The 15361-nt window shown below is 46.0% G+C and carries 12 protein-coding genes; 7 read left to right on the top strand and 5 right to left on the bottom strand.

Features of this window, described 5'->3' with window-relative positions:
• Window positions 1-28: 28 nt before the first annotated feature.
• The gene (locus EXU85_RS09625; RefSeq protein WP_142771875.1) at window positions 29-796 is read left to right on the top strand and encodes a biotin--[acetyl-CoA-carboxylase] ligase; all 768 of its coding nucleotides are present in this window, start codon (window positions 29-31) and stop codon (window positions 794-796) included.
• Between the two features lie 68 nt (window positions 797-864).
• Here the strand turns inward: EXU85_RS09625 and pafA are convergent, their stop codons facing one another.
• Window positions 865-2517 (bottom strand): alkaline phosphatase PafA, encoded by a 1653-nt coding sequence (gene pafA / locus EXU85_RS09620; protein WP_142771874.1) that lies wholly within the window; start codon window positions 2515-2517, stop codon window positions 865-867.
• 218 nt (window positions 2518-2735) lie between these two features.
• On the opposite strand from pafA, the gene EXU85_RS09615 reads away from it, so the two are divergent.
• Window positions 2736-3527, top strand: a complete 792-nt coding sequence (locus EXU85_RS09615) for a sterol desaturase family protein (protein WP_142771873.1) — start codon at window positions 2736-2738, stop codon at window positions 3525-3527.
• A 60-nt stretch (window positions 3528-3587) separates the two neighbouring features.
• Here the strand turns inward: EXU85_RS09615 and EXU85_RS09610 are convergent, their stop codons facing one another.
• Window positions 3588-4562 carry a polyprenyl synthetase family protein gene (locus tag EXU85_RS09610; RefSeq protein WP_142771872.1) on the bottom strand — a complete coding sequence of 325 codons (975 nt, stop codon included), beginning with the start codon at window positions 4560-4562 and terminating at the stop codon, window positions 3588-3590.
• 261 nt (window positions 4563-4823) lie between these two features.
• On the opposite strand from EXU85_RS09610, the gene EXU85_RS09605 reads away from it, so the two are divergent.
• Entirely contained in the window at window positions 4824-5819 is a 996-nt protein-coding gene (locus EXU85_RS09605; RefSeq protein WP_142776659.1) for a patatin-like phospholipase family protein, read from the top strand.
• An 8-nt stretch (window positions 5820-5827) separates the two neighbouring features.
• On the opposite strand, the gene EXU85_RS09600 is transcribed toward EXU85_RS09605, so the two are convergent.
• The 3 genes from EXU85_RS09600 to EXU85_RS09590 all read right to left on the bottom strand — a co-directional run bounded on the left by EXU85_RS09600 (window position 5828) and on the right by EXU85_RS09590 (window position 11539).
• A complete protein-coding gene (locus EXU85_RS09600) occupies window positions 5828-7087 on the bottom strand; it encodes a ComEC/Rec2 family competence protein (protein ID WP_142771871.1) in 1260 nt (419 codons plus the stop codon).
• 92 nt (window positions 7088-7179) lie between these two features.
• A complete protein-coding gene (locus EXU85_RS09595) occupies window positions 7180-8058 on the bottom strand; it encodes a glycerophosphodiester phosphodiesterase family protein (RefSeq protein WP_142771870.1) in 879 nt (292 codons plus the stop codon).
• Between the two features lie 76 nt (window positions 8059-8134).
• Window positions 8135-11539 carry a carboxypeptidase regulatory-like domain-containing protein gene (locus tag EXU85_RS09590; RefSeq protein WP_142771869.1) on the bottom strand — a complete coding sequence of 1135 codons (3405 nt, stop codon included), beginning with the start codon at window positions 11537-11539 and terminating at the stop codon, window positions 8135-8137.
• A gap of 325 nt (window positions 11540-11864) precedes the next feature.
• Here EXU85_RS09590 and selD point away from each other — a divergent pair, with 325 nt between their 5' ends.
• The 4 genes from selD to EXU85_RS09570 all read left to right on the top strand — a co-directional run bounded on the left by selD (window position 11865) and on the right by EXU85_RS09570 (window position 15316).
• A complete protein-coding gene (selD, locus tag EXU85_RS09585; RefSeq protein ID WP_142771868.1) occupies window positions 11865-12917 on the top strand; it encodes a selenide, water dikinase SelD in 1053 nt (350 codons plus the stop codon).
• Window positions 12918-13010: 93 nt separating this feature from the next.
• On the top strand, window positions 13011-13793 hold the full coding sequence (locus EXU85_RS09580; RefSeq protein ID WP_142771867.1) for an alpha/beta fold hydrolase: 783 nt from the start codon (window positions 13011-13013) through the stop codon (window positions 13791-13793).
• A gap of 72 nt (window positions 13794-13865) precedes the next feature.
• The gene (locus EXU85_RS09575) at window positions 13866-14567 is read left to right on the top strand and encodes an SAM-dependent methyltransferase (RefSeq protein ID WP_142771866.1); all 702 of its coding nucleotides are present in this window, start codon (window positions 13866-13868) and stop codon (window positions 14565-14567) included.
• 107 nt (window positions 14568-14674) lie between these two features.
• Entirely contained in the window at window positions 14675-15316 is a 642-nt protein-coding gene (locus EXU85_RS09570) for an MBL fold metallo-hydrolase (RefSeq protein WP_142771865.1), read from the top strand.
• The last annotated feature ends 45 nt before the right edge of the window (window positions 15317-15361 follow it).

Here is a 15361-nt window from a genome sequence, read left to right as displayed (position 1 = left end):
TAGCTCTACTACTAAACTATACAATATTTTGTACAAAATCTATCCCAAAACGCTTTTTCTTGGACAAATAATCCAATATCTGCCAAGCTGTCAGTCTACTAACGACGAAGCGTCTGCTTTGATTGCCCAAATAGACCCACCAGAAGGCATGCTTGTCATAACGGACAATCAGACAGCCGGACGAGGACAGCGTGGTAATCAATGGGAAGCAAAAAGTGGGCAAAATCTAACTGTTTCACTGATTCTAAAGCCTTCTTTTTTAGCAGCAACGGAGCAGTTTTGGCTGAACATAGCCATTTCGCTGGGTATTTATGATGCACTTTCCCCTCTCGTTGGCGATACGCTACGCATTAAATGGCCTAATGATATTTACGTAGGCGATCAGAAATTAGGCGGAATTCTAATCGAAAATATTTTACATGGTTATACAATCGAGTGGTCGATTGTGGGAATGGGTATGAATATAAATCAAACCGAATTCGGCTACTCAACGGCCACTTCGCTCCAGCTCCAATCGCCACTTCCTAATGCGTATGACTTGCCAGGTCTACTGAGCCGTCTCTGCGAAACCCTTGAACAACGTTACCTGCAACTTCGCTCAGGCCAGCGTGACGTACTAAAGATAAACTACTTACAACTACTTTATCGGTATCAGGAAGAACATACGTTCGAATCGGATGGGCATCTTTTCCGGGGAACAATCATTGGTATAGACACAACTGGCCGTCTTGCAATTGCAATCGACGGCCAGGTACGATACTTTAGTTTTAAAGAAGTAAGTTTTTTAGTGGAGTAAGTGAAATGGGTGGAGTTAGTGCAGCAGGCTAATCGACTGCACTAACTCCACCCATTTCACTTACTCCACTACTTAATTGCTTCCTCTACGGGATTGCCAATGCTTCCATTGGGTTCTAATAATCCAAGTAGCGCCGTAATTGTAGGGGCAATATCATGAATGTGTGTCCGGCGGAGAGTCTGACCGGGTTTTACACCCCAGCCGTAGAGCAGGAATGGTACATGGGTGTCATACGCATAGGTAGTACCATGTGTAGTGCCTTTATTCCGTCCTTCGATCCAGCCTGGGGATTGCATTACGTAGAAATCGCCACTACGATTGGGATGATAAACATTCCGAAACAGATTTTCCTGCAAGAGAGGCAACGCTTCGGCCCCCAAGTTATGTAAATTAACCACGTTGACTACCGCTTTCTGTTTAAGCAAGGTAGTCCGAAGCAATTCATAAACCTCCTGCATGGCGATCTTTTTCTCCGTTAATAAGGCATGGTTCAGATAAACCTGCTGATTGATATAAGACAGCATCCATTGCCCTGGGCCATAGGCTTTTTCGAGCGTAGCTTTCACCGTTTCGCCAATTTCTCCATAGGTCTTTACACCAGCCGGAATCCGATATTGCTGTGAAAAACCCGGTGCATCAACAGCGCCGTGATCGGCCGATAGAAAGGCTACCCATTGTCCTTTTCCAACAGTTGCATCCAACTGGGCAAAAATATCAGCCAATTGCCGATCTAAACGAATGTAGTTATCCTCGGTTTCTATGGCGTGCGTCCCAAAAGCGTGGCCAATGTAATCAGGTGATGAAAAACTTAGGCAAAGCATATCGGTTACATCATGTTGACCCAACTGTTCTCCTTTTATCGCAGCCAGCGCAAACTCTTTCGTAATCTGATCTCCGTACGGGCTGGTGCGCAGCACTTCATATTTACTGCTGCCGGTTTGAACAACGAATTCATGTGGGAAAACAGACTTGGCTTCACCCGGCATTGTTGCTTCATACGATTGATCGTCTGAAGTGCTTTCTGTATATTGGTTCAACGCTAATGTAGGCTCCCACTTCTGACTAATAAATTTCTCGGGCAGTTTCTGGGCGTTAAATGCCTGTACCCACTGAGGTAACTCCTTCTGATAAAATGTGCTGCTAATAAAGTTACCATCTTTCGAATCGAACCAATAGGCAGCATTGGCAGCGTGACCAGCTGGCAGAATGGCTCCCCGATCTTTCAAGGCAATCCCAACAACTTTAGCCCGACCATCGGTAGCAAGCTTAAGCTGATCACCAATCGTTGTTACGAGCAAGTTCCGGGGCGACATTTTGCCCGCACTACCTGTATTACCCACCGTACTAACTGTAGTATCCTCGGCACAATAGAGTAATCGGCCAATATTCCGCTCATAAAAGTCATTACCAACAATGCCATTGAGAGCAGGGGCCGATCCCGTATAAATAGCTGCATGACCAGGGCCTGTATACGTAGCTGCGTAATGATAATGGTTATTACGGGCATTGAACCCCTCATCCATCAGCCGCCTAAAGCCACCCGTACCATATTTAGCATAATACCGATACAGGTAATCGTACCGCATTTGATCGACTACAATTCCGACAACGAGTTTAGGTTTAGCTAACGGTGAGCGGGCTGGTAAAGGTATTTTTTTAGGTTGAGCCAAGGCTGTTATCGTGAGCAAAGACGACAGCAAAACGGAAGAAATCAGACGCATAAGGTCGTTCGTTGGTTATTGAGTAACTTTTCGGACAAATGTACAAAACAAATTAGTGGGCAATTGACGGATGGGTATAAAGCCTTTGTAAAGCCCAATCCGGGCAAATCCAAAAAATAAAACAATCTGTGTATACGTAGCGCGATTTTTCTCAACATTATCGTGTTGATTCTGTTGAACAAGCAGCGGATTCAATATCCGCATCCTCTTTATACAGTATGATTCAGATTACTGGTTCTGCTACATTCTGGCTGACAGCTCTACTATTTTTCGGCGCTATTTTTGGGCGATACGTCCTTTTTTCGCTGGCATTCTGGTGGCTATTCAAGGTGTCGATGAAAAACCAGTTTGCCCACAGGGCCGTGCAAACACGCCCTCGAAAACCGGGTCAGGATTGGCGAGAGATTCGGTGGTCGCTGCTGACATCACTCATCTTTACGGCTATTGCCATGGGGGTCATTCTGGCTTATCAGGCAGGCTATACTAAAATCTATGTAAACTTTCATGCTTATCCACTGCTGTGGTATCCGGTCAGCATTATACTAGTTCTGTTTATCCACGAAACCTATTATTACTGGCTTCACCGTTGGATGCACAGACCGGGCGTGTATAAATGGGTTCACAGAACGCACCATGATAGTATTACAACGTCACCCTGGACCGCTTTCTCGTTTCACCCGATTGAGAGTACATTACAGGCCATTGTCATTCCGATAATGACATTTGTGTTGCCTCTGCATATTTCGGCAGTAGGGATTATTTTATTGATTATGACCCTGTCAAGCGCGGTCAACCACTTGAATACTGAAATCTACCCAAAAAACTTTGACAATCACTGGCTAGGACGCTGGCTAATCGGCGCGACGCACCATAGCCTGCACCACACCCAGTTTCGGTTCAACTATGGTTTATACTTCACTTTTTGGGATAAGTGGATGAAAACAGAAAGTCCGGATTTTCATCGACTATTTGGGGAGAAAACGAAAAATAGTATTAGTAGTGAGGAGTGAGGAGTTCCTGACGCCCGTTATTGGGTTGCATCAGCAACTCCTCACTACTAATACTATATACTATTTACTTCTATCAATAGTATACTGCACAAGTTGGTGTAAGGACTGCCGATAGCGCGAGTCAGGAAAGGCGTTTAACAACTCCTGGGCTTCGGCAACATATTGATTCATTGCCTGAGTCGCGTACTCAATGCCGCCTGAATTCTTGACGAAGGCAATTACCTCATTGACTTTTTTGGGCTTTTCGCTCTCGTTTTTGATGATGTTTATTATGCGTCGTTTCTCGAAGAAGCCAGCCTTATTAAGTGCATAAATAAGTGGCAGCGTCATCTTTTTCTCCTTGATGTCAATACCCAGCGGCTTCCCAACTTCGGCGGTACCGTAATCAAACAGATCGTCCTTAATCTGGAAGGCGATTCCAACTTTTTCCCCAAAAACCCGTGCCTTCTCAACCAGAGTCTTATTAACACCGACCGATTGTGCACCTACGGCACAACAAGCCGCAATCAGGGAAGCCGTTTTTTGGCGGATTATCTCGTAATAAACAGCCTCGGTAATATCTAATCGCCGGGCTTTTTCTATCTGAAGCAATTCACCTTCGCTCAGCTCACGTACAGCCATGGTAACAATCCGAAGCAGATCATGATCATTATTATCAACGGCCAGAAAGAGACCACGCGTCAGCAAATAGTCGCCAACAAGAACGGCTACTTTATTTTTCCATAGAGCATTGATGGAAAAGAAACCACGTCGATAGTTGGACTCATCAACAACATCGTCATGGACAAGAGAAGCAGTGTGGCACAATTCAATGAGAGAGGCTCCCCGATAGGTCGATTCATTAATTTGTCCACAAACACCCGCCATCAGAAACACGAACATTGGGCGAAGCTGTTTGCCTTTCCGTTTCACAATGTACTTCGTAATCTGATCGAGGAGCATGACGTCACTCTTCATCAACCCCCGGAACTTCTGTTCGAACAATTCCATTTCGACAGCAATAGGAGCCTGTATATCAGCGACGGTAAGGGGCATTATAGTTGGTAAGTCGGTAAATTGATGTCAGTAAGTAGCAGATGTATGCATTGCTCTCGCGTCAGCCACTTACTGACTTATCAACTTACTTACTAATTTTCTGACAATTATAGCAAGTAAAGAGCAGACGCCGAAAAAGCCGTTTAGAAAACCGGGCAACCTTTTCATAACTATCCGTACATCAATTCGTTTGTTTATTACTTAAAAAGTCTCAACTTACCCGAATTGTGTGCTGCTAACGTTCTCTATTTTTTGCCTGATATGATTGATAATCCGACTCCATCACTTCCAAAATCAACTACAGTTCAACCTACCCCCCAATCTCCCGTACGTGCTCTTGTGCTGGGCGGTGGCTCATTGAAAGGCGCCTTTCAGGTTGGAGCGGTTATGGCACTCTTTGAGTCCGGCTTTGTACCCGATCAATTATATGGCATTTCCGTTGGGAGTCTGAATGCCACCTTTATTGCAAACGAAGCGGCACGTCAGCATGCAGAAAACGGTAAGGTTGACTGGGAAAAAGTAGGAAAATACCTGATTGAGTTCTGGATTCGGAATATTACCAAACCCGATGATGTAGCTGTCATTCGGTCGCGGTTCAGAATGGGATACAACACGATTACGAGTCGTTTCGATGGTTTACTGGATAGCTCCCCTATCCAGAATCTAATTCGTAGTCATATTGATCTGGAAGCGATTAAAACCGGGCCTGTATCACTTAAAGTTGGCGCGGTAGATATTATTCAGGGCGATATGTGTTATGCCGATGTCCACGACCCCAATTTTTTAGATTATGTGTTTGCCAGTAGTTCGCTCCCCTTTCTGATGCCAGCCGTGCAAATTGGGGGCGACCATCGGCGGGCGTTCTTAGATGGTGGCCTACGCGAAGTAGCTCCTTTACGTGTAGCTATTGAGGATGGGGCTACCGATATTGCCTGTATCGCCTGTCACGCCAAGAAAATCTACAACGAGAAGTTTAATTACCGGAATCTACTGAACTTAATGGATCGGGTAAAAGACATTACCGTTAATCAACTGGTAAACAACGACATTGCCTGGGCCGAACGCTTCTCCGAACGCGAAAAACTTCATGGTCGCAGCCTTAACCTAACCATTATTCGACCGACGGAACCTCTTTATTTAAACCTGATGAAATTTACATCCGACGACATCGGAAAGATGATTGTTCAGGGATATCAGGCGGGAACCGATATGTTGAAGTGGAATCGGCAAACGGACAATCCCACGGTTTTGCCCTGACCATCCCGTTACCGCGACGGATAAGGTCCGCAGATTGCTTTTATAGTAAACGACTCGTTTGTATCATCTAAAACTAACACCCGATAGAATTTGCCACCGGGCTCAACGCGTATGACAATATGGCCGGACTCACTTTTTAGTCGATGAACGAGATCGCCAATAGCGGTTTTGGCTTCGTCTAGTAAATTAGTAGCGAATACATCACGCTCTCCAGAGTATATCTGTTCGGAGAAGATACGTTCGAGTACATCGCGGCCTGGATGTGAAGACGCCCAGGACGGTATTACCAACACACGAGGGCGTAAGCTTGCCAACAAAGCACCATTTTCAGAATCAGCATAGCCATGGTGATCAAGTAATTGAACGTCTACAGATCCCACCACTTTAGCCAGAGGTGTTTCTATATCATGCCAGGCAGGCGTACCGAACTGAAGGACACCCTGGATATCAGCTCCCGAAAAATAATCAAAATCGCCATAACGAATTTGAAATGCAATGCTGCACATATTTTCGTTTGGATACTCTGTAGGTTTCAACGGCGTTAAGTCGGGAAAGAGCGACCGGGTTTCGTTACCAGTACCCGTCCAAATTCTTCCATTAACGGCTAAGTTTCTAATTTCAACCGGATATTCTTGGCCTAACTTAGATTGCCCGACTACCATAATCTGGTTGTTGCGCCCTGCCTGAAACGGTTCTACAACTACCCCTTTATGCTGAATCTGCCAATTCAGGAATCGGCGGTAATTAGTGACCATCGAATCATTGGCCAGAGATCGTGGGTAGGCGTAATCAGGCCAGCCCCGATCCAGAATCTTACGAATGGGAATGTATTCAGCCACTTCTGTGATACCCGTTAGCGCATATCCACCTGTGGCCCGCCTGGCAGCGTTTATCGGTGACCCCATATGATCGTCATGAAAATGCGTGATGATGGCGTAATCAATCGCTGGGTTGGCTTTAAAGCGTAAGGCTGTACGTATGTAACGAGCGATCCATTCGCCCGCCTGACGCTCATTTGTAGGCTTTATCGGAATGTTTCGAGGCTTGTTCGTTCGCCAGTCAAGCGGGCTAATAGCGCCCGCATCAACTAATAAGCTTGCTCCATCAGGAAACACAAGAAAGGTGGCATTCCCTTGCCCCGTATTGATATGATGAATATCAAGTTGTCCCGTCTGCCAAACGGGCAGCGGTTCCCCTACCTGTTGCGCGAACGTATTAGTCGCCGACAAGAACAGTACAGTGAAAGCTAACAGCTGAGAGACTTGCATACAAAGTGGTTTAAACACAGAGACACAGAATTTTAAATGCAAATGTTTTTTATCTCTGTGCTCTGTGTCTCTGTGTTTAAATTTTCACAAGATTACTTAGTTAAAAACAAAACGGAAACATCAACTGGGCGATCAGTCGTTAGTATATCGCCACCCTGCCGGAATAAGTCCCGATAGCCAGTCGTAGCCTCTGCTATTGTCTTTTCATCTAATTGGTTAGGACCATATGTACCAATCGAGCAGGGAATTCCGAGTTTGTGCAACCGTTCATAGTAAGTAGTTGGCTGAAGCTTCTGTGGTGTTAACGCGATCAGTCTTCCTGATGATGCCAGTTTACTGCCTTCCAGTCGCTCAAGGTCAGCTATACTGTTTATCCCAACTGCCAGCCAAAGCACCGGATATTGGTCACGTACACGCTGCGCATCGGCCATCGAATAACAAATGACAAAAACAGAGTACTCAGCCTTGTACTTCTGTACCTCCTTCATTACACGAAGCGGATCTGTTCCGGGCTTCACATCCAGCGCTAACATATAGCGATTTTTATTCCAGCTCAGGATGTCCGTAAAGGTGGGCATCGACTGATTCGTCAGTTCACCAGCGAGCGTTTTGAGCTTAATTTTTCTCAGATCGGCCATTGTCTGTTCGGCTACCGGGCCTTTGGCGTCAGACTCCCGATCTAAGGTTGCATCGTGCAACAACACAAAGCCGCTGTCTCGCGTCATACGCACATCCATTTCAATGATAGCATCAGGAAGAACCTTTGTTGTTTTGTCGAATGTGATAATCGAATTTTCGGTATCCGACGCCCCCGGCCCTCCCCGATGGGCCAGAATAAGTGGTCGCTTCCGGTCTGGTTTATACTGGAAGAAGGCATCAATCATCTTATTGTCATGAAAGCGGTTTTGCTCTTGCGCCATCACTTCAGTTGCCATTGAGCAAACCAGTAAAAAGAAAATAGTTATTTTCATAGCGTAAATCTAAATAAGCAAAAATCCCCCGTCACAATCGCTGTGCGGGGGATTTTTCATTCGATTACTAATGGGATTAGAACGAGTAACGAACGCCAAGCTGAGCCTGCCAAACGTTATCGATCGTGATGCTTTTAACCCACGAATCTTTCAGCAGAATTATTTGACCGTTCAAATTCTGCGTAGCAAGCCGGTAGGTAGGTAAACCTGCTGCACTAACACTAGCGATTGCCAATGGGTTAGCCGTTGTCGAAACCCAACCTACACCCCATTTGTTGTTCAGCAAGTTACCAACATTAAGAATATCGGCACGGAATTGAATCGTGTGCTTTGTTCCTTTCGATCCAACTGCTACGTAGAACTCTTGAAGTACAGTGAAGTCGAAGCGGGTCAACCAGGGAGCATAACCACCATTACGTTCAGCATACTGACCACGACGCGTTTTAAGGTAATCATTACCCTCAATATAGGCATCGAAAGCTGCTTGTTGTTGTTCAGCCGAATACGTTACAGCAGAAGCTCCAGAACCAACTGTTAGTGGAGCGAATGTCAACTCAGAAGCTGTTTTAGGAACGTAAATCAGGTCGTTTGTTTGACCGTCACCATTCAGGTCACTACCATAGATGTACGATCCTTTATAACCACTAGTCGATTGCATGCCCAACGTAAAGGTAGTCGAACCACCAAACTTACCACCGTAGTTCAGTCGATAGTTCAGGTAACCGATAATCCGATGACGTAGGTCATTATCACCAAACGAAGTAGTTAGGAAGTTCTGACCAGCCACAGTAGGTGTGTTACCAACGACAGTACTACCAACCGACATCAAATCGCGCGACAGACCGTATGTATAGGCTAACATACCACCAAAACCTCGGCTTGTTGGTTTCTCAAGTTTAGCCGTGAACGTATAGGAACTACCTTCTTTTGTGTTTTTAAGCACAAACGCGTTGGTGTTAGTAGGGTAGTTGATATAACGAGCTGTGTTGATCGCTGCTGTACCGGTTACGCCCAGTGCAGGATACCGACCACGTGTGTCAGGACCACTAAGCTGGCTGGTTGGCGATTGTAAGTTAGCATCAATATACCGAAGAGCCTGGATTGTCTTGTTATAAATTACTTCCAATGTTCCAATCAAGCCCCAGGGCAGACGTTGGTCAATAGCAATATTCGTTTTCCAAACCACAGGATATTTCAGATTCGGATCTGTTGCGTTAACAGCATAGCCGCTCAGACTCGTAACATCAGTATTGATCGCGGGCAAGACACCGGCAGGCAATTTGCTGGGATCAGTAGCGAAGGGAACATCAGTAGCGGAGGCAATAGTCGTACTATTTAGTCTAGTCAATACGCCTGTATTTACTCCATTATTACCCAACTGATTCGACACCAATACTTCGGGAATACGCGAAACAAATAAGCCACTTCCTCCACGAATTTGCGTCTTTTTATCCCCTTTTACATCCCAGTTAAAACCAACACGAGGAGATATCAATAGACGAGCTTTTGGAAAAACACCCGTATTGAGGTAATAATTAGCACCATTTTCGTCTTTATAAGTCAGGCCAGCTACTTTTGGGTTGTTGAATGCAGCAGCCGTTGAGTTATCGTAAGCGAAAATATCAGCCCGAACACCAGCCGTCAGTTTGAAGGTTGGGTTAATCTGAAACTCATCCTGCACATAAGCGCTGTAGGTACTTCTGTGTAAAGTTTGCAATGGCTCTCCACCACCTTGTACCAATGAGTAACGGAGGTTATATTGCCGTACTGGTACTGGTGACGTCGTAGCCGTTGGATTATTAATAGAAGCCAGGGCCGCCGTTTTGAAATCGGCAATCGAGTTATACACATATACACCGTTCGAAGCTGGGAAGAATACGTTGTTCGATGTATATTTCTCGTAGGACAAGCCCAATGTAAGCGTGTGCTTACCAGCGAAATAGCTGAAGTTATCAGTAATGTTCAGCGTAGAGTAATTCAACTTGTTATTCGGGGTAAACGGATCAAAACCAATGGAAGTATAGGTAGTTCCGTCTTTCAGAATATCAACGGTTGGAAATACGCCCGTCAAATACGTCCGGTCTTCAATCTGCTTGTTATAAGTAGCAACCAGTTTGTTGGCAAACTTACCACCAAATGTAGAGTTCAATTCAGCAGCAATAGACCGGGTGTTATCAGCAATTTGATAGCCCGTATTCTGTGGAGAAAGCGCCAGGTTACCAGCATAACCCGAAGAAGCATAACCGGTACGGTTACCATTACCAGCCGTGCCGCTACTGCTACTGTTGCTAATGGCCTGATCTGACTTAGAATCATGGTGAGAATAACGCACCGACAGTTTATTGTTGTCGTTAATGTTCCAATCCAGGCGAATTAAACCTTTTGTGCTTTTTACCTGGTTGTTGAAGTTATCGATAGCGCCTAGATCACGATTGAAATTCGTTTTCATGAACGCGCTCAGATCTTCCAAATCTTCGGCTGTTACGCGCGATACGTTACCGGCAGTTGATCCTGGTCGGCTAGCTACCCAATCCAGAGCGGGTACGCTGCTCTTGAATTGTTCTACATTCACAAAGAAGAACAACTTGTTTGGAATGATTGGTCCACCTAACCGGAAGCCAGATGTTTTCTTATCAATAGTTACTGGGGCTAGATCCCGGCCATCAGCTTTTTTACCAGCTAAGCTGTTATTCTGGAACAGATAATATACCGATCCCGAAAAATCGTTCGTACCAGAACGGGTTACAGCGTTGATACCAGCACCTGAAAAACCAGTCTGGCGAACGTCATATGGGGCAACGTTAAGCTGAATTTCGTCTAACGCATCTAAAGAAACAGCCGTTGTACCCGTACGTCCACCCGCGATAGCAGACGAACCCAGGCCGAAGCCGTTGTTAAACACTGCACCATCAATCGTGATGTTATTGAAACGAGGGTCCTGACCGCCAAATGATTGACCATTACCATACGCATTGTATTTGGTAATGTCAGTCAATGTACGACCAATCGTTGGAACTGTATTGATCGTTTCCCGACCGTAGGAGGTAGCAGCACCCGTGCGATTCGAGCTAATAATACCATTCCGATTGCTCGTTACAACTACTTCCGATAAGGCTGTGCTGTTATCAGCCATTTTAAAACTTACGTCGGCCGAAGTACCCAGGTTTGTAAAGACACCGTCTACAACCTGATCCTTAAAGCCAACAAACGTAGCGGTTACTTTGAAAGGACCACCTACACGGACGCCAGGAATCGTGTAACGGCCAGATGCATTAGTAGTTGTACCATAGCGGCTACCCGATGGCAGGTGAATAGCGACAATAGTGGCGCCAGGCAGAACCCCGCCTTTATCGTCGGTCACCTGGCCATCAATGACGGCTGTGGTTACCTGTGCCATCGCTATGCTCCCGCTGAGCACCGCCAATAGCATACTGCCGATTAGCACGAAAGCCACTCGAAATTGCAGTAATTTTTTAGACATAGAAGTGTTTGTTTTGTTAGTAAGTAATGAGACGTTCGTCCATCAGACGTTTTCTCAATTTAATGACAAATATGCTATTTTTTTTAAGGCAAAAAAGCAAGGCATCTTTAAAAAGTACCACCATACCGAAAACAATAGACAAAATTCTACAAATAATATCATTTTAAAATGCTTACGTTCTATATTAGGCATTACCATATTGTTAAGCTCAGAGAACCATTTAGATAGCTCCGCCTATACACATCGTCATTCAGTAAATAAATGTGTAATTATATCCACCTGCTTTGGCTACCCAACGCCATTTACATCTTAGTTTTGTCCTCTTATGCAAGTAACCGACACACAAGCTTTCAAGCTCACCCAATATAGCCACGGTGCGGGCTGCGGCTGCAAGATTTCGCCCAAAATCCTGGATCAGATTCTGCATTCCAATCAAACGTCTGTTCAGCCTTTCTACAAAAACCTGCTGGTCGGAAACGATTCCCGTGACGATGCTGCCGTACTCGATCTGGGCAATGGCGAAGCGATTATTAGTACGACCGACTTTTTTATGCCAATTGTCGATGATGCATTCGACTTTGGTCGGATTGCATCGGCAAATGCCATCAGTGATATCTACGCAATGGGGGGCGAACCAATCATGGCGATTGCTATTTTGGGCTGGCCACTGGATAAACTCCCTCCCGAAGTTGCGGGTCTTGTCCTCGAGGGCTCTCGGGCCATTTGTCTCGAAGCAGGTATACCCCTGGCGGGTGGCCATAGCATCGACTCCCCCGAACCAATTTTCGGGCTGGCCGTAACGGGTAAAGTTCGAATCGACCACCTCAAGCAAAACAATACAGCTACTGAAGGTTGCCAGTTATACCTGACCAAACCACTTGGCGTCGGAATTCTGACAACGGCTCAGAAGAAAGGGATTTTAAAACCCGAACATGCCAACACAGCGCCTAGTCAAATGGCGCAACTGAATCGTTTTGGAGCCGTTTTAGGCAAACTGCCTTACGTGAAGGCATTAACCGACGTAACAGGGTTTGGTCTGCTAGGGCACCTGACAGAAATGGCCGAAGGATCGGGTTTAAGCGCGGTTATTGAGTTCGATGCTGTACCTAAACTGCCCATGATTGAGGAGTATTTGGCCCAGAAAAGCTTTCCGGGCGGTACCGTCCGCAACTGGGACAGTTATGGGCATAAAATCAGTGAACTAACCGAAACGCAACGCTATATTCTGGCTGATCCACAAACATCCGGTGGTCTGCTCATTGCCGTTGAGCCCAACAGCGCCGAAGAATTTGAACGAGTAGCCTCCGAAAACGGGTTTATCCTACAATCGTTCGGTGCATTAGTCGAACAGCGGGAAAAAGTGGTGTATGTAAATTAATCGGAGAAAAGGAAGCAAGGAGAAGAAAGGGACTAAAGGAAAGTAGCCCCTACCCTTTCGTCCCCCTCCTCCCTTTCTCCCCTCCTCCATTCTATGAAATTATTCTTCCGTCAAACCGGCGAGACCGGTCCGGCCATCGTTATTCTGCACGGCCTGTTTGGTTCTTCCGACAACTGGTTAACCATCAGCAAAACTATTGCCGCACAAGGCTACCGGGTGTTTCTCCTCGATCAGCGTAATCATGGTCAGTCGCCCCGTGCCAATGATCAGGATTACCAGGCTATGGCAGCTGATCTGCGCGAGTTTCTCATTGATCAAAACCTGGGTACACCTAACCTGGTTGGCCATTCGATGGGGGGAAAAACGGTAATGCAGTATGCCATGCTCTATCCTGGCACATTTGCAAGACTCGTTGTGGTCGATATTGCCCCTAAGTTTTACCCAATTCACCATGCCGAAATTTTACGCGGTTTAAAAGCCATTGATTTAGCTGGTATCAAAGGGCGCACTGATGCAGATGCCATTTTACAGCAATATGAGCCAATAGTACCAGTACGGCAGTTTTTGCTTAAAAACCTGTACCGTAACGAGCAGGGGGGATTTGACTGGCGTATTAACATACCCGTCATCGAACGCGAACTGCATGGAATTGGTGAGGAACTGACCAACCCAAGTGTTGTGACGGATCCAACCTTATTTATCCGGGGGAGCGAGTCGCCTTATATTGTAGATGAAGATATTCCGGCCATCAAACGTATTTTCCCAAATTCCCAAATCGAAACCATTCAGGGTGCAGGCCACTGGGTACAAGCCGAAAAACCAGTTGAGTTTGTGGAGACATTAATGGCTTTTTTAAACGCAAAGGGCGCTAAGTAAGCGCAAAGAGCGCTAAGCTTTTCCTTGCGTACCTTGCGCTTACCTTAGCGCCCTTTGCGTTTAAAACATATTATGCCAACCCTCTACCTAATCCCTACTTTACTTGCCGACGATACCGCTGGTCAGGTGTTGCCTGCTCATATACAAGGGATCATTGAAAAAACCGACGTGTATTTTGTCGAAAACGTCCGCACGGCCCGACGATTCATTAGCGGGTTGAAAACGGAACGTATTATTGACGAAACCACGTTTTTTGACCTCGATAAAGACACTCCCCCTGCCGACACTCGCCGACAGATTCAGGAGTTAACGGAACGCAGACGGAATGCAGGTGTATTGTCGGAAGCGGGTTGCCCAGGCGTAGCCGATCCCGGGGCTGTAGTTGTTGGTATGGCACACGCGTTGGGTTGGCGAGTAGAGCCACTTGTGGGTCCATCGTCTATTTTACTTGCTCTAATGGGATCAGGCATGAGCGGGCAGTCGTTTGTGTTTCATGGATACCTCCCCATTGACCGGCAAGACCGCGCTCGTACGGTACGGCACCTTGAAAAAGAAGCGCAACTGCGGCAACAGACCCAGATTTTCATGGAAACCCCTTACCGAAATGATGCACTATTTGCGGATGTACTGGCCAATTGTCAGCCAAACACACGCTTGTGCGTAGCCAGCAACCTCACTGCACCTGATGCCTTCATTCGTACACTAACTATCCGGGAATGGAAATCGCAGGTCCCCGATTTACGTAAAAAACCAACAGTGTTTCTACTTTTGTAGGAAATTAGTTGGTAAGTCGATAAGTCAGTAAGTGGCTGACGCATATAGATTACTTAGGCGTCAGCCACTTACTGACTTATCGACTTACCAAACTTACCAACTAGTTCATGATTCAAGCTTTCGAGTTTTCTCCGTTTCACGAAAATACATACGTCATTTCCGACGATGCGACTGGCGAGGCTGTTGTCATTGACCCCGGCTGCTACGAACAGGTTGAAAAAGAAGCGCTGGCACGATTCATAACGGATCATAAACTCAATCTTAAGTACCTACTCCTCACACACTCTCATCTCGATCACGTCTTTGGTGTTGCTTATATAAAGCGCAAATTCGGGGTTAAAGCCTACCTCAACGAGCTGGATATGGTCATCTATAACGATGTCCCAACGCGTTGCGCCCTCTTTGGCCTACGTGGCTACGAACCTTCCGAAATCGATGCCTTTCTCAAGGAAGGTGACCAGTTTCGATTCGGCAATACCGTTTTAGATGTCATCTTTGTACCAGGACATGCGCCGGGGCATGTAGCCTTTGTAAACCATGCAGAACGGTACGTGATTGGAGGTGATGTGTTATTTAGGGGAAGTGTTGGCCGAACGGACTTTCCGTATTGTAACCATGCCGACCTCATAAACAGTATTCGAACCCAGTTTTTTACACTGCCTGACGACTATGTAGTATATGCCGGTCATATGGAACCAACCACCATTGGCCACGAAAAGCGAACAAATCCGTTTGTTAAACAATTATAAATGATGAATTGTAAATCTCTACTAAGCAATTCATCAGTTATAATT

The sequence above is a fragment of the Spirosoma sp. KCTC 42546 genome, assembly GCF_006965485.1.
GTDB lineage: Bacteria > Bacteroidota > Bacteroidia > Cytophagales > Spirosomataceae > Spirosoma.
Note: the sequence above shows the minus strand (reverse complement) of the source record. Positions and strands in the feature narration are given on the sequence as shown.